The organism is Nonomuraea coxensis DSM 45129 (assembly GCF_019397265.1).
GTDB classification, from domain to species: domain Bacteria; phylum Actinomycetota; class Actinomycetes; order Streptosporangiales; family Streptosporangiaceae; genus Nonomuraea; species Nonomuraea coxensis.
Genome location: NZ_CP068985.1, coordinates 301,332 through 317,091 on the forward strand (window position 1 = coordinate 301,332; position 15,760 = coordinate 317,091).

The following is a 15,760-nucleotide window of genomic DNA, read 5'->3' on the forward strand; positions in this document are numbered from 1 at the left end:
CAACGGAATCAGCCGGGTTCGATCGGCGGATCCGAGAAGACCTGCCCGCCGGCCCGGCGGCCGGCCTCCTCCGTGACCCGCAGGACGTGCAGCCCGGCCTCGGGGAGGACGCACACCAGCCCGTAGGCGGTGTCGACCTCCTCCTCGGTCAGGCCGAGGGCCTCCAGGGCGTCGGCGAGGGTGGCGCCGGGCGGCAGGTGGACCTGGAGCAGGATCACGTCAGGCCGCGCGGGCCCCGCGGGCGCGGCCGAGGGCGGCGAGCGCGGCGGGCGGGTCGATGACGCCCCAGCCGTAGTCGTAGTCGTAGCCGACGGTGCTGCGGTCGTCGGCCGTGCGGTTGAGCTGGGTGCGCAGCTGCTCGGGGGAGAGCTGCGCGGCCGGGCGCGTGGTGCGGACGGCGGCCACCACCCCGGCCGCGACCGGGCAGGCGGCGGAGGTGCCGCTGTCGGCCTCGCCGACCGCGCCCGAGCCGGCGAAGTGCGTGTAGGCGCACAGGTCGGGCTTGCGGTCGGCGAGCCGGCCCGGCCCCTGGGAGGAGTAGCCGACGCGCTCGCCGTGGACGTCGACCCCGCCGACGGACAGCACGTCGGGATGGCCGTTGGCGCCGACGATCGGCCGCTCGCGGAAGCCGCAGCGCCCGTCGGGGCAGTCGCGCCCGCAGTTGCCCGCCGCGAAGACGATGTCGGCGCCCGCGTCGGCCAGGCTGCCCACGATCAGGTTGAACGGGTGCGCGGGGTTGTCGGAGTAGTTGCCGGGATGGCCGGGCGGCAGGTCGTGCTCCGGGCTGAACAGGCCCCAGCTGTTGGAGACCACCAGCGACCTCGACTCCTCCGGCATGGCGTTGAGCACGTCGCGCAGGTGGGAGTAGGCGGCGACGGCGTCGGAGAGCAGGCCCGCCATGGCGCCCTGCCGCGAGAGCAGGATCGGGATGTCCAGCAGGGTGGCCTTCGGCGCGGGCAGCAGCGCGTCGAAGGCGCACATGGTGCCGTGCTGGACGGGATAGCGGCCGGGCGTCTTGCGGACGCCGGGCGGCGCCCAGCTCCGCTCCGCGTCGATCCTGACCTCCTCGCCGAGGACCGAGCGGACGTGCGCGGCGTTGATGCCGGTGTCGCAGACGGCGACGGTCACGCCCTCGCCGTCGTGGCCCTGCTCCCACAGGTCGGGGGCGCCCAGCAGCCGCCTGACCTCCTGCCAGTCGCCGGCCGGGCCGTCGCCGCCGCAGGTGGGGCCGGCCGGGCGGATCTCGGGGTCGGCGAAGACGCCCGCCACCTCGTGGACCGCCGACCGCAGGCGGGCGAGCCTGGCCGGCAGCTCCGAGTCGGGCAGCTCGCCGCGGACCAGCACCGAGGCGTCCTCGGGGGACATCGAGAACTCGACGCGCGAGGAGAGCGAGAGCGGGCCGCCGTGGGCCGCGCTGGGCCGGGCGCGCGGCACCGCCACCGGGCCGTACGCCTCGTCGAGCAGGATGCCGGGCAGACCGGGGACGACGTCGGACACCGTGCTGGCGACCCCGGGGTCGAGCACGGACGCCACGACGTCGGCCGCGGGACGGAGCTGGATCAGGACACGCATGTGATCACCTTCACGAGGACGAGCGTGGTCGTTCGATTACGCTCCGTGATACATGCCCTGACCGGCCTTTGGCAATGCCGTGGTGCGACCACGGCGGCGCGGGTGCCGCCCCCGCGCCGCCCCGGTCTCACGCCAGGGTCGCGGCGTGCGGGTCCCAGCCGTCCGGCAGCGGCTCGGGCGCGGTCGTGGTCGAGGTGATCGCCTGGAACTCGCCGCGCTCGCCCGCCTCGGCGATCGCGGTCATCAGGTCCAGCACGTGGTACGCCAGCTCGCCGGAGGCCCGGTGCGGCGTGCCCGCCCGCAGCGACCTGGCCAGGTCCAGGACGCCGATGCCCCGGCTCGTGGTGGTGCCCGAGACCGGCAGCTCGCGCCAGTCCGTGTCGTGCGCGCCGCGGGCCAGCAGCGGCCCCTCGAAGGTGTTGGGATCGGGCAGCGAGAGCGCGCCCTCGGTGCCGATGATCTCGATCATCCGGCGGTTGACGGGGGAGTCGAAGCTGAACGTGGCCGCCGCCGTCGCCGTGCCGGGGAAGTCCAGCAGGGCGTTGACGTGGGTGGGCACGTCCACGGGGAACGTGGCGCCCGCCTTCGGGCCGGAGCCCACGACCCGCTCCACGCGGGCCCTGCGGGTGCTCGCCGCGACCCGGGCGACCGGGCCGAGCAGGGACACCAGGGCGGTCAGGTAGTAGGGGCCGAGGTCGAACAGCGGCCCGCCGCCCGGCTGGTAGAAGAACTCGGGATTGGGGTGCCAGGACTCGGGGCCGAGGCTCTGCGTGGCCGCCGTGACGGCGACCGGCTCGCCGATGAGGCCGGAGCGCAGGGCGTGCAGGGCGGACTGCAGCCCGGCGCCTAAGAAGGTGTCGGGCGCGCCGCCCGTCCGCAGGCCGCGCGCGGCGGCCTCGGCGAGGATCGCGGCGCCCTCGGCGGGGTTCATGGCGAACGGTTTCTCGCCGTACACGTGCTTGCCTGCGCGCAGCGACTCCAGCGCGACGGCCGCGTGCGCGGCCGGCACGGTGAGGTTGACGACGAGCTCGACCTCGGGCAGCGCGAGCACGTCGGCGAGCGTGCCGGAGACGGGCACGCCGTGCTCGCGGGCGACCGCGGCGGCCCGCCCGGCGTCGAGGTCGGCGACGGCGAGCACGCGCACGTCGGGGAACGAGGTGAGGTTACGGAGGTATTGGCCACTGATGACACCGGCGCCGACCAGGGCGACGCCGACGGGGCCTGCGGTCAAAGGGCCTCCAGGGAGGTGAGGTAGGCGTGGCTGTCGGCCAGCGCGCCGAAGACGTCGGTCGCGCACTCGTCGAGCTCGACGACCCGCCAGGCGTCCGGCGCTGCGGCGAGGACGGCGGGCACGGGCATCGCGCCCGCCCCCACGGCGGTGTGCGGCTCGCCCTTGACCACCGGGCCGTCCTTCACGTGCAGCGCGAGGACGCGCCCGCCGAGGCGGCCGAGCAGGGCGGGCACGTCGGCGCCGCCGACCGCCGCCCAGTAGGTGTCGATCTCCAGGAACACCTCGGGCGCGAGCAGGTCGGCCAGCGCCTCCAGGGCGTGCCGGCCGTCGATCCGCGGCTCGATCTCCCACCAGTGGTTGTGGTAGCCGATCCGCACGCCGTGCCCGGCCGCCCGCTCGGCCAGGCCGTTGAGCAGGTCGGCCGTGCGCCGCAGGCCGTCGGGGGTGGTGAACTCCTCGTGGGCGATGCCGCCCGGCACGATCGCCAGATCGGTGCCGATCGTGGCGATCGCGTCGAGCACGGCATTCGTGTCCTCGGTGAGCAGCGCGTACGCGTGCGTGGCCGACACCCGTAACCCGAGGTCGTCGGCCACCCTGCGGAAGCCCTCCGGGTCGGCGGCCGGGTCGTACGGCTCGACCGCCGTGTAGCCCATCCCGGCGAGCCGCCGCAGCACGGCGTCGCGATCGGCGGCCAGCGCATCCCTGACGGTGTAGAGCTGGACGCTGATCGGCGTGCTCATCCGCGGACTCCCATGAGGTGTTCGAGGGCGAGCTGGTTGAGCCGGGTGAAGTGGAAGCCGCGCGCGGCGGCCGCCTCGACGTCGAAGTCGTCCTTGGCGAGGTCCTGCCACGTCTCGCCGGCGGCGAGGGTGGGCTGGGCCAGCTCGGTCACGCGGGAGGCGGCGAGGGCCTGCTGGACCTCGGGGTCGGCGCGGAAGGCGCGGGACTTCTCGCGCAGGATGAGGTAGGTCCGCATGTTGGCGGCGGCGGAGTCCCACACGTCCTGCGGGTCCTCGGTGCGCAGCGGCTTGTAGTCGAAGTGGCGCGGGCCGTCGTAGCCGCCGTGCTCCAGCAGGTCGACCAGGAAGAACGCGCTCTTGAGGTCGCCGTGGCCGAAGATCAGGTCCTGGTCGAACTTGGGGCCGTGCTGGCCGTTGAGGTCGATGTGGAAGAGCTTGCCGTGCCAGAGCGCCTGGGCGATGCCGTGGACGAAGTTGAGCCCGGCCATCTGCTCGTGGCCGACCTCCGGGTTGAGCCCGACCATCTCGGGGTGCTCCAGCTCGCCGATCAGGCCGAGGGCGTGGCCGATCGTGGGCAGCAGGATGTCGCCGCGCGGCTCGTTGGGCTTGGGCTCCAGGGCGAAGCGGATGTCGTAGCCCTTGTCGATGACGTACTGGCAGAGGAGGTCCAGGCCCTCCTTGTAGCGGTCGAGCGCGGCCCTGACGTCCTTGGCGGCGTCGGACTCGGCGCCTTCGCGGCCGCCCCAGCACACGTACGTGGTGGCGCCGAGCGAGGCGGCGAGGTCGAGGTTGCGCATGACCTTGCGGAGGGCGTAGCGGCGCACGTCGCGGTCGTTGCTGGTGAACGCGCCGTCCTTGAAGACCGGGTGCGTGAAGAGGTTGGTGGTGGCCATGGGGACCTTCATGCCGGTCTCGTCCAGGGCCTTCCTGAAGGCGGCGATGGCCTTGTCGCGGTCGGGTTCGACGGCGAGCAGGTCGTCGTCGTGGAAGGTGACGCCGTACGCGCCGAGCTCGGCGAGCTTGTGGACGGTCTCGACGGGGTCGAGCGCGGGCCGGGAGGCGTCGCCGAACGGGTCGCGCGCCTGCCAGCCGACGGTCCAGAGGCCGAAGGTGAAGCGATCATCGGGGGTCGGGATGAATGCGGTCATTTTCCTGCGCTCCGGTTGTTTAGTCCATAATCTGTACATAATCCTGAGGAGGTGGACCGGGTGTCGTCAAGAGGAGTACGGCATGATTCCATGCGCGCCCGTAACCTGGCCGTAGTGCTCGACGCCATCCACCGCACCGGACCCCATACCCGCGCGGCGCTCGCCGAACGGACCGGGCTCACCAAGACCACCGTCTCCAGCCTGGTCGCCGACCTGCTGGAGGCCGGCGTGGTCAGCGAGGGCGGAGCCGTGCGCGGCGGCGAGCGCGGCCGGCCGGGGGTGGCCGTCAGCCTGAGCGGGCGCCGCGTGGCCACGCTGGGGCTGGAGGTCAACATCGACTACCTCGCCGCCTGCGTCGTCGACCTGACCCGCGCCGTACGGCTGCGCCGCACCCGCCCCGCCGACAACCGCAACTCCGACCCCGCCGAGGTCCTGGGCCTGCTGCGCGACCTCGCCCGCGAGACCACCGACGCCGCCGCGGCCGACGGGCTGCGCGTCATGGGAGCCGCGCTCGCCGTGCCGGGCACCGTGGAGGACGGCGTGCTGCGGAGCGCGCCGCACCTCGGCTGGCGGGACGTACGGGTGGCCGGCCTCGCCGGCGACCTGCCGCTCGCCGTCGACAACGAGGCCAACCTCGCGGCACTCGGCGAGCTGTGGTTCGGCTCGCGGGAGGCCGACTTCCTGTACGTCTCCGGCGAGATCGGCATCGGCGCCGGCCTCGTCGTCGGCGGGGCGCTGTTCCGGGGGACGTACGGGCTGGCCGGCGAGCTGGGCCACGTCGTCGTCGTGCCCGACGGGCCCGCCTGCCGGTGCGGCGGGCGAGGCTGCCTGGAGGTGTACGCCGGCCAGGACGCGCTCCTCGGCCCCCTGAAGTCGGTGACCGAGCTGGTCGAGCGGCTGGAGGCGGGCGAGCCGCGGGCCCTGGAGGCGTGCGCGCGGGCCGGCGACGCGCTCGGGGTGGCGCTCACCTCCGCCGTGCACCTGCTCGACCCCGGCAGGATCGTGCTCGGCGGCGTCTACGCCCCCCTCTTCCCCTGGCTCGGCGGGCCCGTGACGGACGGGCTCGGCGCCCGGCTCGCCCCGATGCGCGGCACGCCGCCCCCGCTCGTCGTGTCGGGGATCGGCGCGGACGCGGCGGTGCTCGGCGCGGCCGGGCTCGTCATCCAGCGCGTCCTCGCCGACCCCGCCCAGACCCTCGGCCTCTGACCGCGCGTCCCCACGATGGCACGGGTCAGAACGGCCAATCCGCGTCACGGCCCGCCTCAAGCAGGGGAACCAGCTTGAAGGTCGAGTCGGAGAACCCTCCGAGTTCGTGCCGGTTCCCGCTGCCGCTGGGCATCGCGCCGTGCTGGTAGCCGACCAGGTTGAAGCCGTACATCGGGACGTGCTTCGGCGCCGCGTCGGTGACGTTGCCGGCGTAGTAGCCGCCCATGGTCTGCATGTCGGACAGGATGATGACCCGGTCGTGGCCCGAGTAGGTGCGCCGGACCGACGCGGCGATCTGCGTGCCGTGACCGACCTCACCCGTGCGGGCGACGAACCGATCCAGTTCGCGCAGCACCGACGAGCCCTTGCCGACCTCGTGCTTGAACACGCCATCGGCGAACCCGTACAGGTCCACGCCGCCCTTGACCGCGAGCGAGATCCCGAACAGGGCCGCCGCCTGAGCCGGTGACACGCTCGAATTGCGCGAGACGCGGCTGGACGTCATCGACGCGGACGTGTCCACGAGCACGAGCGTCCGCCCCTTGAAGGCGGGCACGTTCGACGTCGCCAGGGTGAGCGCCTTGTCCAGCGCATGCCCCCAGCGCAAGGACGGCGCGTTGAGGTAGGCGGAGAAGAACCGGAACGGGAGCTGCCGCGACCGGGCCACCCGCTCCGGATCGACGAGCTTGGCGATGACCTGGCCTGCCACGTCGTCCGGCACACCTGCCTGGTCGAAGTTCCTGAGGTTCCGCAGCAGGGCCATGTAGCCCATCGACGGAATGACGGCCTCCCACGCCTTGGCGTCCATCGGCCCCTGCAGCCAGCCCGCGAGCGCCTCCCACGTCATGCCCGCGTCGGCGAGCGTGGCCGCGACCGCGTCGGACCCGCTCCGGGCGACGATCGCGCGCCGCTCGGCGACCGGGATGGACATCAGGTGTGCGCGCCGGCGCAGGGTCGCCAGCGACTCGGGGATGTCGCCGTCACGCCCGTGGCGCCGGTCGAGGGCGTGCCGGAACAGGTCGCCCTGCCACAGCTTGCCCGCGGCGGGCGAGGGGTGGACGAGCTCGATCACGTCGCCGAACCGGTAGCCCTTGGAGTCGGTGTCGTACTTGAGCAGGTTCCGCTCGTTGTAGAGCCGCTGGACGGCGTCGGCGATGCCGCGCTTGACCGGCTTCGGGATGGCTCGGCCGTAGGCGGAGGTCCAGTAGGCGAGCGCCTCGCCGGGCTCGTCCGCGCGCTGCAGCACCGCGTTGACGAGCTGCCGGTTCATGCCCTGCTCGCCCGCGTCGAGGCGCGCCTTGACCGCTTCGAGGGCGGCGACGATCGGCGCGGAACGCATGTTGGCCTCACCGCGCAGCCACGGCAGGAACCGGGCCAGCCACGCGACGTCGGACACGGCCACCTGGTGGACGAGAGCGCGGAAGCGGTCGTCGCGGTCGCCGGCCTTCTCGTAGAAGGTGTCCTCGCCGACCATGTTCGACACCGCGAGCAGGAAAAGCTCGCTTTTGACGTCCCTCGCGTAGCCGGGCGCGCCCTCGTGCGTGGCGCCGGACGGGGGCGCCCCGGTCTTGACCGGGCTGGAGACGGCGGGCCGGGTGCCCGTGGTGTTGAACTTGCTCATGACGCGACGGAACCCCTCTCAATGGTGGTCGAGAGGGGTTCCGCCCAAAGAGGTCGCGCCCGAGGACAAGGTCGGCATAGGTGACTGTTCGTGTGCTCTGCCAATTGAGCTACACCCCGCGAGTGCGGGGTGGCAGGACTCGAACCTGCAACACCACCCTCCCAAAGGAAGTAACCCATGCCTGCGCACCGGGCACGCTCTGAAGTCGTATCCCTCCCGAGGTCAAAGCGGCGACGGACTGCCCACCGAATGGGCGACAGCCTCTTGCCGGCGCACCGGGAAGGTGCATATCCAGTTGTGAGCTTCAGAGAACACATTGGCGCCGGGTCTGTTTCATTCAACAGAGGAGATGAAGGAACCGGAGCTTTCGCACCTGAAGCGCTTCCCACCATAGTGATGGGCGTGACGTTTCACACCTCTATTTCCGGCTATTCAGGAAATGTCAGTCCCGCTAGCGGCTGCCAAGCCGACACCAAGAAGCGCCCAAGAGCGGGGGCGCACCCTGGTGGCGTTCCCTAGCTGAGGAGTGACCCCATGGCGCCCAACACGATCGGATTCCGCATCACCCACCGGGCCATGCGCGGCGACACGCGCCGCCTGGCCCGCGTGATGGACGGCATCGCCGCCGGCGACGAGCAGGCCGACGCCGCCAGGCTCAAGGCGATCGCCACGTTCGCCACGAAGCTGTGCGCCGGCATCCACCACCACCACAAGGCCGAGGACGACGTGCTCTGGCCGGTGATCGTCCGCTCGGCCGGCGCCGAGGTGGACCTGACCGACCTCACGGACGACCACACCCAGCTCGACCCGCTGCTGGAGGAGATCACCCAGGCGGCCGGGCGGCTCGGCAAGGACCCTGCCGCGCCCAGGCGCCTGGCCAAGAACCTCGGCGTCCTCGCCGACCTGCTCGACGAGCACATCGAGGAGGAGGAACGGCTGCTGTTCCCGATCATCGACAAGTACGTCTCCGAGGCCGACTGGCACACCGTCGAGACCGAGGTGCGCAAGGGCGGCGACACCGCCTTCGACCTGCCGCGCATGGCGCAGTACGCGCGTCCTGAAGAGCTGGCCGAGCTGCGCAAGGCGGCGGGGCCGGTGCTCGGGGCGCTGATCGCGGTGTTCAGCCGCGGTCACCGGCGCCGCCAGCGGCTCATCTTCGGGGCCGTGTGACATCCGCCTGGCCGAGGCGTTCGCGGGCGGCCGCGGCCCAGTGCGGCGAGCCGATCCGCTCAGCGACCTCCGCCGCCCGCGCGTAGTGCGCGCCCGCGCCGGGCCGCTCCAGCAGCCGGGCCAGGTCGCCCAGCACCAGCGCGACAGGACCGAGCGTGACCGAGCCGCTGCTGAGCCCGGCCACCCGGTCGTCCCAGGGCAGCAGGGTGCCGTAGCAGCGCTCGGCCGCCTCGCGGTCCGCGAGCGCCACCGCGGTCTGCGCGTGCATCGCCTCCCACAGCAGCCAGTAGTAGTCGCGCGAGTGCCGCTCGCCGGGCCGCCAGACCCGGCGGGCCGCGTCCGGGTCGCCGGCCTCGGCCAGGGCGCGGGCGTACAGCTCGCGGGTCCCGGCGTTCGGCAGGCGCGCGTGCAGGGCGGACAGCTCGGGGAGCGAGTCCCGTACGTCGCCGCGCGCCAGGCGCACCGCGAACCTGCTGAGCATGCCCATCGCCTCGGCGTTCACCGCGCCGCGCTCGGCCATCTGCCGGGTGATCGCGGTGTACGCCTCCTCGGCCGCGTCGAAGTCGCCCTCGACGAGCTGCCGCAGCGCCCCGAAGAGCGACAGGACGACCAGCGACAGGCCGAGCTGCCCGCTCGTGGAGGACTCCAGCCCGGCGTCGGCGTGCCGGCCCGCCGCCTCCAGGTCGCCCCGGCCGAGCGCGGCCATGAGCAGCGCGAAGTGCGCCAGCGTCAGGTAGCCGACCAGCCGGTGCGCCCGGCCCAGCTCCAGCAGCTCCCCGCCCAGCGCGGCCAGCTCCTCCCGCCGCTCCGGGGCGAGCACGGCGAAGTAGCGGGCGTTCAGCGCCAGGCACAGCAGGTCGGGCCCGCCCAGCTCGCGGGCCAGCGCCACCGCCTCGGCCCCGGCGGCCTCCACCCGCTCGTCGTCGTGGCCCTCCAGGGCGAAGACCAGCGCGGCGAGCAGCCGGCAGCGCGCCTCCGGCCCGTGCCCGGCCGCCAGCTCCCGCTCCACGGCCGCGACGAACTCGGCGTCGTAGCGGGTGTCGGGCTGGATGGTCCAGATCACCGGCGCGTCGTACGAGGTCAGCGCGCGCACCCCCGGCGACAGCCGGACCGCCTCGGCCCGCGCCGCGACCGCCCCCGCCACGTCGCCCGCGTGGCCGAGCGCCGACACCAGCCCGCACAGCAGCTCCAGCCGGGTCGCGTCGTCACCCGCGTACGGCAACGCCGCCCGGCACAGCGCCGCCGCCTCCCGGTGCGCGTGCAGCCCGGCCGCCTGCGCCGCCGCCGCCCTGGCGTGGCCGACCGCGCCCTGCGCCCCGGCCTCCAGCGCGTGGTGCGCCAGCGCCGCCACCTCGCCGGGCCGCAGCCGCTCCAGGGCCGCCACCACGCGCCCGTGCAGGCGGGTACGCCGGATCCGCGCCGTGTCCTCGTACAGCACCTCCCGCACCAGGACGTGCGTGAACCGCACCCGCCCCGGGCCCGGCTCGGACAGCAGGCCGGTCATGACCCCGGCCTCCAGGCCGTCGAGCACCGTGTCCTCGTCGCCGTCCTGCAGCGCGACCAGCACGTCCACGTCCGCGTCGCGGCCGACGACGGCGGCGTTGCGCAGCACGGTCTGCGCCGTGGCGGGCAGGCGCGCGATCCTGCGCCTGATCAGGTCGCGTACGCCGGGCGGCAGCGCCCGCGTGGCCCCCGGGCCCTCCGAGGCCAGCAGCCGGGCGATCTCGCACACGAACAGCGGGTTGCCCAGCGTGCGTTCGCGCACCGCGCGCACGGTCGCGGCGTCGGGAGGTTTCCCGGTGTGGCGTTCCAGCAGCTCGGCGACCGCGTCCTCGCCCAGTCCCGACAGCTCCACGTGCCGGCTGCCCGCCGCCAGCGCGGCGAGCGTCGTCCCCAGGTCCTCGGTGGTCTCGGCGGGGCGGAAGGTGGCCACCACCAGGAGGCGGGCGGTCCGCGGCAGGTGGCGCAGCAGGTGCAGCGTCTCGCCGTCGGCGCGGTGGACGTCCTCCAGCACCACCAGCAGGGGCGCGCGGGAGGCGAGGTAGCCGGCGACGGCCCTGGCGAGCAGGAACTGGTTGGGGATGGGAACGCCGTCGTGCAGCAGCGGGGCCAGCCCGGCCGGGTCCTCGGGCGGGTGCTCCGCGGCGAGCCGGCGGACGATCTCGCTCCACGCCCACGCGGGCGGGGCCCCGCCGTCGGTCTCCGGGCAGCGGCCGAACGCCACCCGCCAGCCACGCCCGGCCAGCTCGGCCGCGAACGCCTCGGCCAGCGTGCTCTTGCCCGCGCCCGGCTCGCCGCCGAGCCAGACGGTGCGGTGGGTGGGCTGGGCAGCCTCCTCGCGCAGGATCGCCAGCTCGCGGGCCCGGCCGACGAGCACCGGGACCGCGGGCTCCTCGGGCTCCCCAGGCTCCTCGGGCGCGGCCTCCTGGTGCTGGGCGGTGGCGGGCTGGGCGGAGCGGGCGGTGGGCTGGGCGGTGGGTCCGGTGTGCTCCGGGGCGTGGAGCGTGTCGGCGTGGCGGAGGATGTCCTGTTCGAGGGCCCGCAGCTCAGGCCCGGGGTCCACGCCCAGCTCGTCCGCCAGCCGCTCCCTGGCCCGCCGCAGCACGGACAGCGCCTCCGCCTGCCCGCCCGCCCGGTAACAGGCCAGCGCCAGCAGCCGTACGCCGCTCTCCCGCAGCGGATGCCGCTCCACGTGCCCGCGCAGCTCCGCCACGACCTCCGCGTGCCTGCCCAGCAGCAGCGCGGCCTCGGCCCGGTGCTCCACGGCCAGCAGCCGCAGCTCGGCCAGCCGTTCCACCTCGGGCACGGCCCACTCCTCGTCGGCGAACTCCCCGTACGCCGCCCCGGTCCACAGCCCGAGCGCCCGGTTCAGCAGCTCGTACGCGACCGCCCCCGCCCCCTGCCGCAGCGCCGCGCCCGCCTCCTCGACGAGCCGGGGCAGCCGCCAGGCGTCCACGGCGTCGTCCGGCAGCCGCAGCCGGTAGCCGGGCGGGGCGCTCACGACGACCCGGGCCGGCGCGCGCGGCGGCCGGTCCGGCTCCAGGACGCGGCGCAGGTTGGAGACGTACACCTGGAGCGCGGCCAGCGCCTTGGGCGGCGGCTGCCCCCGCCACAGGTCGTCGATGAACCGGTCGGTGGACACGACCTGCCCGCCGGCCACGGCCAGCCGCGCGAGCACCGCCCGCTGCCGGGCGGGGCCGAGGTCCACGGTCCGGCCGTGCGTCTCGGCCTGGAGCGGGCCGAGCACGCGGAGCGTGAGCGCGGGCGGTTCCTCCGGATCGGGCGGGAACGGTCCATGGGTCACCCGCACAGAGTGGGGCAAAAGGCGAGCTCCTGGCAATCCGCGGCGGCCGGCCGGGGTTCAGGCGCAGCGGTAGCCGGACGGGAGCTGCGTGTTCCCGTCCGGCCGGCCGGCCTGGAACCCGAACGTCGTGCTCTGCCCCGGCCCGAGTGAGCCGTTGTGCCCGGCGTTCCGCGCCGTCACGGTCTGGCCGCTCACCGTCAGGGCGGCGTTCCACGAGCCGGTGACGGCGTGGCCGGCCGGCAGCGTGAACGTGACCGTCCAGCCGCTGATCGAGGCGGCGCCGTTGTTGGTGACCGTCACGGGCTGGACGACGTACCCGTTGCCCCATTGGGTCTGGGTGGTGGCCGTCACGGCGCAGGCGTCCTGCTGGCCGCCGCCGGACGGCGGGACCCGGATGATCCGGTCGTCGGCGGCGACCGGGGTGCCACGGCCGTCCCGGTTGCTGGTCGAGAGCCACAACCAGCCGTCCGGCCCCACCGCGGCGGCGCGCAGCCGCCCGTACGCGCCCTGCAGCTCGGCGACCGGCGTGCCCGCCGTGCCGCTCGCCGTGAGCGGCACCGCCCACACCCGCTGCCCGCGCAGCGCCGCCGCGAAGAGCGTGCCGTTCGCGTACGCCAGGCCGCTCGGCGACGCCTCCGCGGTCGTCCAGGTGACGATCGGGTTGCGGAAGGAGGAGCCGGAGCAGACGCCCTCACAGGTCGGCCAGCCGTAGTTGCCGCCCGCCACGATCTGGTTGATCTCGTCCCAGGTGTTCTGGCCGAACTCGGCGGCGTACATGCGGCCCTGCGCGTCCCAGGCGAGTCCCTGCACGTTGCGGTGGCCGTAGCTGTAGACCCGCGAGCCGGGGAACGGGTTGTCGGCCGGCACGCCGCCCTCGGGCGTCAGGCGCAGGATCTTGCCCGCCAGGCTGTTGAGGTTCTGGGCGTTCGCGGTCGTGCCGGCGTCGCCGGTGGAGACGTACAGCATGCCGTCCGGCCCGAACGCCAGCCGCCCGCCGTCATGGATCGTCGCGCTCGGCACGCCGGTGAGCAGCGCCGGCTGCGTCTGGGGCGCCGCGAGCCGCAGCCTGACCAGCCGGTTGTCCCCGGCCGTGCTGGTGAAGTAGGCGTACACCCAGCCGTCCTGCGCGTACGACGGCGAGACGGCGAGCCCCAGCAGGCCGCTCTCGCCCGACGCGCTCACCCCGCTGATCGTGGCGACCGCCGTGGCCGGCTGCCCCGGGCGTACCTGCATGATCCGGCCGGTGCCCCGCTCCGACACGAGCGCGCTCCCGTCCGGCAGGAACGCGATCGCCCACGGCACCTCCAGCCCCGTGACCGCCACCTCCGCCCGGTCGAAGTCGAACCCGCCCACCGCCTGCGCCCGCGCCTCGGGCGCGGTGACCAGGAACGCGAGCAGGGCCAGGACCAGAGCCGGGATGACGCGACCGCGCCGCATGACGGACTCCTTGACCGGATCGGGGCATACCGCTGTCAGTACCCTAGGCATCCCTCCGGCGCTGTCTCAACGCGCCGTCCCGGGAGACCCCCGCCCACCTGCGCCGCCTCGATGAAACGTTCACCCGGACGCGGCCTTCTTCATGAGGGCGGCGATCCGCGCCTCCTCGTCGGGGCCCAGCTCGGTGAGGGCGAAGGCGGACGGCCACATGGTGCCCTCGTCGAGGTTCGCGACGTCGTTGAAGCCGAGCGTCGCGTAGCGGGTCTTGAACTTCGTGGCGGGCTGGAAGAAGCAGAGGACCTTGCCGTCCTTGGCGTACGCGGGCATCCCGTACCAGAGCTTCGGCGCGAGCTCGGGCGCGCCGGCCTTGACGATGGCGTGGATGCGCTCGGCCATCTCCCGGTCCGGCCCCTCCATCTCGGCGATCTTCGCGAGCACGTCCTGCTCCAGGTCGGCCTTCTTGGAGCCACGCCTGGCCGCCTTCTTCAGCTCCTGGGCGTGCTCCTTCATCGCCGCCCGCTCCTCCTCCGTGAACCCCTCGAAGGTGGTGGCCTTGGTGTTCTTGGCGGCGCTCATGCCGGTTCCTCCCGTGGTGCTGCTTGTTGGGCGTTTCCCATGCTAGGGAGGTGCCTGCCCGTCCGGCTTCTTGAAAACTGACCTGAGGCGCACCGGGAGCGTGTGTGATGAAATCAGCGACGATGATCGGACATATCCTGATCGCCGCCCTGTTGCCGGTGCAGACCACCCCCGGACTCCACGCGCCGACCCTGCACGTCATGACCTGGAACGTCTGCGCGGGCACGAACGCCGCCTGCCCGCTCCATCGCCGCTCCACCACCGAACTGGCCTGGCACGTCGCCGTACTGGCCACCAGGACCGACGCGATCTTCCTCCAGGAGTTCTGCACGGGCGCGGACGCCGACCTGGAACGCGAGCTGGAAACCCGCACCGGACGGGCCTGGAGCGTCAGGTCGGCCCCGCTCACGCACCCGGACGGCTCCCCGTACGAGTGCCACCCCGACCGGACCGGCAGGCCGCGCGGCACACAGAGCGTCACCCTGGCCGTCGCCGGCGACGACCGCCACTTCGAGGTGCACCCGCTCACCTCGCCCCCGTGGGGCCCCCGCCGCTACGCGATCTGCACGACCGACCGCGCGTTCTGCACGAGCCACCTCTCCTCCGGCATGCGGAACGACGACCGCCAGAAGGGCGCCCCCTACCGGCACGCCCAGCTCCGCGAGCTGCTGAAGCTCCGCGCGGACGTCGTCGGCGGCGACCTGAACCTGACGCCGCGCGACGCCGCCGTCGCCTACAAGGGCCGCGACGAATGCGACCCGCGCAACCGCTGGACGTACGCCACCCGCGAACGCAAGATCGACTACCTGTTCGCCGGCGACGGCCGCGTACGCCGCTGCTTCCTCGACCGCGCCCGCGGCACCTGGTCCGACCACGTCCCCCTGCACGCCTGGATCAGCCGGAGGTGACCCCGAGCGCCCGGATCCGGTCGAGCCACTCCGCGCCCAGCCGCCGCCCGTTCGGGAGCTGGTCGCCGCGTTCCCACCGCCAGGTCGCGATGATCGCGAGCACAAGGGTCCGGCACTCGCGCAGCAGGGCCGGACTCATCCCCGCGTAGTGCTCGCCGACTTCCTCCGGCGCGTGAGCGAGGTCGAACTCGACCGGCCCACGGCAACACGTCTCCAGGTCGATGAAGAGCAACCCGTGCTCGGTGCTGAGCACGTTGCCCGGGTGCGGCTCGCCGTGCAGAAGCTGCTCGGCGGCGCCGCGCTCGCCGATCACCCGCCTCAGCCTCCGCAACGTGTCATCGAGCAGCTCCCGATCCGCGTCGGCGAGTTCCGGAGTGAGTTCGCGGCTCGCCACGAGCCGCTGAGCGTGCTCGACCCGATCCATGAAGTGCGGCGCCGGGACATCGACCTCGCGCATGCCCGCGTGCAGCCGTTCGAGGGCCTCGGCGTAATCGATCGGCGAGATCTCCCGAGACGACACAGGCTCGTAGTACGTCCACAGCGTGACCACGAACCCGTCACGCTCATGGACGCGCGGCTCCACGCGAGGGTCGAGAGCAGCCACAGGGCAACCGGCCCCGGCCAGCCTCTGGGCGAGCTCGACCTCGAACCGCGCGACCTGATCCGCCGCCGGCGCCACCCGGGCCACGACGTCACACGGCAACAGCCGCAGGGTGAGCTTGTTGGAGTCATGAAGAACGATCGCGTCGTCGGCCGTCAGCCCGAACGATGAGACGATCGACCTGGCCGCGGCCACCGCGCGCGACACATCTGAAGCCTGCATCCTCGCCCGGCCCTCCCCCTCGAA

Annotated in this window: 13 protein-coding genes; 3 read left to right on the forward strand and 10 right to left on the reverse strand. The window is 73.7% G+C overall.

Features of this window, described 5'->3' with window-relative positions:
* Positions 1 to 8 precede the first annotated feature (8 nt).
* From Nocox_RS01450 to xylA, 5 genes are all read right to left on the reverse strand, one after another.
* Positions 9 to 218, reverse strand: a complete 210-nt coding sequence (locus tag Nocox_RS01450; RefSeq protein WP_020542521.1) for a hypothetical protein — start codon at positions 216 to 218, stop codon at positions 9 to 11.
* A gap of 1 nt (position 219) precedes the next feature.
* Positions 220 to 1,572: a S8 family serine peptidase gene (locus Nocox_RS01455; protein WP_020542522.1), complete on the reverse strand. Its 1,353-nt coding sequence runs from the start codon at positions 1,570 to 1,572 to the stop codon at positions 220 to 222.
* A gap of 127 nt (positions 1,573 to 1,699) precedes the next feature.
* The gene (locus Nocox_RS01460) at positions 1,700 to 2,803 is read right to left on the reverse strand and encodes a Gfo/Idh/MocA family protein (RefSeq protein ID WP_020542523.1); all 1,104 of its coding nucleotides are present in this window, start codon (positions 2,801 to 2,803) and stop codon (positions 1,700 to 1,702) included.
* Entirely contained in the window at positions 2,800 to 3,543 is a 744-nt protein-coding gene (locus Nocox_RS01465; protein WP_020542524.1) for a sugar phosphate isomerase/epimerase family protein, read from the reverse strand. The genes Nocox_RS01460 and Nocox_RS01465 overlap by 4 nt, the downstream gene beginning before the upstream one ends.
* Positions 3,540 to 4,691: a xylose isomerase gene (gene xylA / locus Nocox_RS01470; RefSeq protein ID WP_020542525.1), complete on the reverse strand. Its 1,152-nt coding sequence runs from the start codon at positions 4,689 to 4,691 to the stop codon at positions 3,540 to 3,542. Before xylA ends, Nocox_RS01465 begins: the two co-directional genes overlap by 4 nt.
* A gap of 90 nt (positions 4,692 to 4,781) precedes the next feature.
* Between xylA and Nocox_RS01475 the strand changes: the two genes are divergently transcribed.
* A complete protein-coding gene (locus Nocox_RS01475; RefSeq protein WP_026214199.1) occupies positions 4,782 to 5,897 on the forward strand; it encodes an ROK family transcriptional regulator in 1,116 nt (371 codons plus the stop codon).
* Between the two features lie 25 nt (positions 5,898 to 5,922).
* Here the strand turns inward: Nocox_RS01475 and Nocox_RS01480 are convergent, their stop codons facing one another.
* Entirely contained in the window at positions 5,923 to 7,518 is a 1,596-nt protein-coding gene (locus tag Nocox_RS01480; RefSeq protein WP_020542527.1) for a TROVE domain-containing protein, read from the reverse strand.
* A gap of 534 nt (positions 7,519 to 8,052) precedes the next feature.
* On the opposite strand from Nocox_RS01480, the gene Nocox_RS01485 reads away from it, so the two are divergent.
* A complete protein-coding gene (locus Nocox_RS01485) occupies positions 8,053 to 8,688 on the forward strand; it encodes a hemerythrin domain-containing protein (protein ID WP_020542528.1) in 636 nt (211 codons plus the stop codon).
* On the opposite strand, the gene Nocox_RS01490 is transcribed toward Nocox_RS01485, so the two are convergent.
* The 3 genes from Nocox_RS01490 to Nocox_RS01500 form a co-directional block, all read right to left on the reverse strand.
* Positions 8,669 to 11,992 (reverse strand): ATP-binding protein, encoded by a 3,324-nt coding sequence (locus Nocox_RS01490; protein WP_157382961.1) that lies wholly within the window; start codon positions 11,990 to 11,992, stop codon positions 8,669 to 8,671. The genes Nocox_RS01485 and Nocox_RS01490 overlap by 20 nt on opposite strands.
* A gap of 57 nt (positions 11,993 to 12,049) precedes the next feature.
* Positions 12,050 to 13,429 carry a PQQ-dependent sugar dehydrogenase gene (locus Nocox_RS01495; protein WP_020542530.1) on the reverse strand — a complete coding sequence of 460 codons (1,380 nt, stop codon included), beginning with the start codon at positions 13,427 to 13,429 and terminating at the stop codon, positions 12,050 to 12,052.
* Positions 13,430 to 13,549: 120 nt separating this feature from the next.
* Positions 13,550 to 14,005, reverse strand: coding sequence for an iron chaperone (locus tag Nocox_RS01500; protein ID WP_020542531.1), 456 nt, complete (start codon positions 14,003 to 14,005; stop codon positions 13,550 to 13,552).
* Between the two features lie 122 nt (positions 14,006 to 14,127).
* On the opposite strand from Nocox_RS01500, the gene Nocox_RS01505 reads away from it, so the two are divergent.
* Positions 14,128 to 14,913 carry an endonuclease/exonuclease/phosphatase family protein gene (locus Nocox_RS01505; RefSeq protein ID WP_020542532.1) on the forward strand — a complete coding sequence of 262 codons (786 nt, stop codon included), beginning with the start codon at positions 14,128 to 14,130 and terminating at the stop codon, positions 14,911 to 14,913.
* On the opposite strand, the gene Nocox_RS01510 is transcribed toward Nocox_RS01505, so the two are convergent.
* Positions 14,900 to 15,736 (reverse strand): phosphotransferase enzyme family protein, encoded by an 837-nt coding sequence (locus Nocox_RS01510; RefSeq protein WP_033408777.1) that lies wholly within the window; start codon positions 15,734 to 15,736, stop codon positions 14,900 to 14,902. The genes Nocox_RS01505 and Nocox_RS01510 overlap by 14 nt on opposite strands.
* Positions 15,737 to 15,760 lie beyond the last annotated feature (24 nt).

Bases quoted from the DNA above. Each gene is read 5' to 3' on its own strand.
- xylA (WP_020542525.1), bottom strand. From the start codon at position 4,691: ATGACCGCATTCATCCCGACCCCCGATGATCGCTTCACCTTCGGCCTC.
- Nocox_RS01495 (WP_020542530.1), bottom strand. From the start codon at position 13,429: ATGCGGCGCGGTCGCGTCATCCCGGCTCTGGTCCTGGCCCTGCTCGCG.
- Nocox_RS01500 (WP_020542531.1), bottom strand. From the start codon at position 14,005: ATGAGCGCCGCCAAGAACACCAAGGCCACCACCTTCGAGGGGTTCACG.
- Nocox_RS01475 (WP_026214199.1), top strand. From the start codon at position 4,782: ATGCGCGCCCGTAACCTGGCCGTAGTGCTCGACGCCATCCACCGCACC.
- Nocox_RS01455 (WP_020542522.1), bottom strand. From the start codon at position 1,572: ATGCGTGTCCTGATCCAGCTCCGTCCCGCGGCCGACGTCGTGGCGTCC.
- Nocox_RS01485 (WP_020542528.1), top strand. From the start codon at position 8,053: ATGGCGCCCAACACGATCGGATTCCGCATCACCCACCGGGCCATGCGC.
- Nocox_RS01480 (WP_020542527.1), bottom strand. From the start codon at position 7,518: ATGAGCAAGTTCAACACCACGGGCACCCGGCCCGCCGTCTCCAGCCCG.
- Nocox_RS01505 (WP_020542532.1), top strand. From the start codon at position 14,128: ATGATCGGACATATCCTGATCGCCGCCCTGTTGCCGGTGCAGACCACC.
- Nocox_RS01465 (WP_020542524.1), bottom strand. From the start codon at position 3,543: ATGAGCACGCCGATCAGCGTCCAGCTCTACACCGTCAGGGATGCGCTG.
- Nocox_RS01510 (WP_033408777.1), bottom strand. From the start codon at position 15,736: ATGCAGGCTTCAGATGTGTCGCGCGCGGTGGCCGCGGCCAGGTCGATC.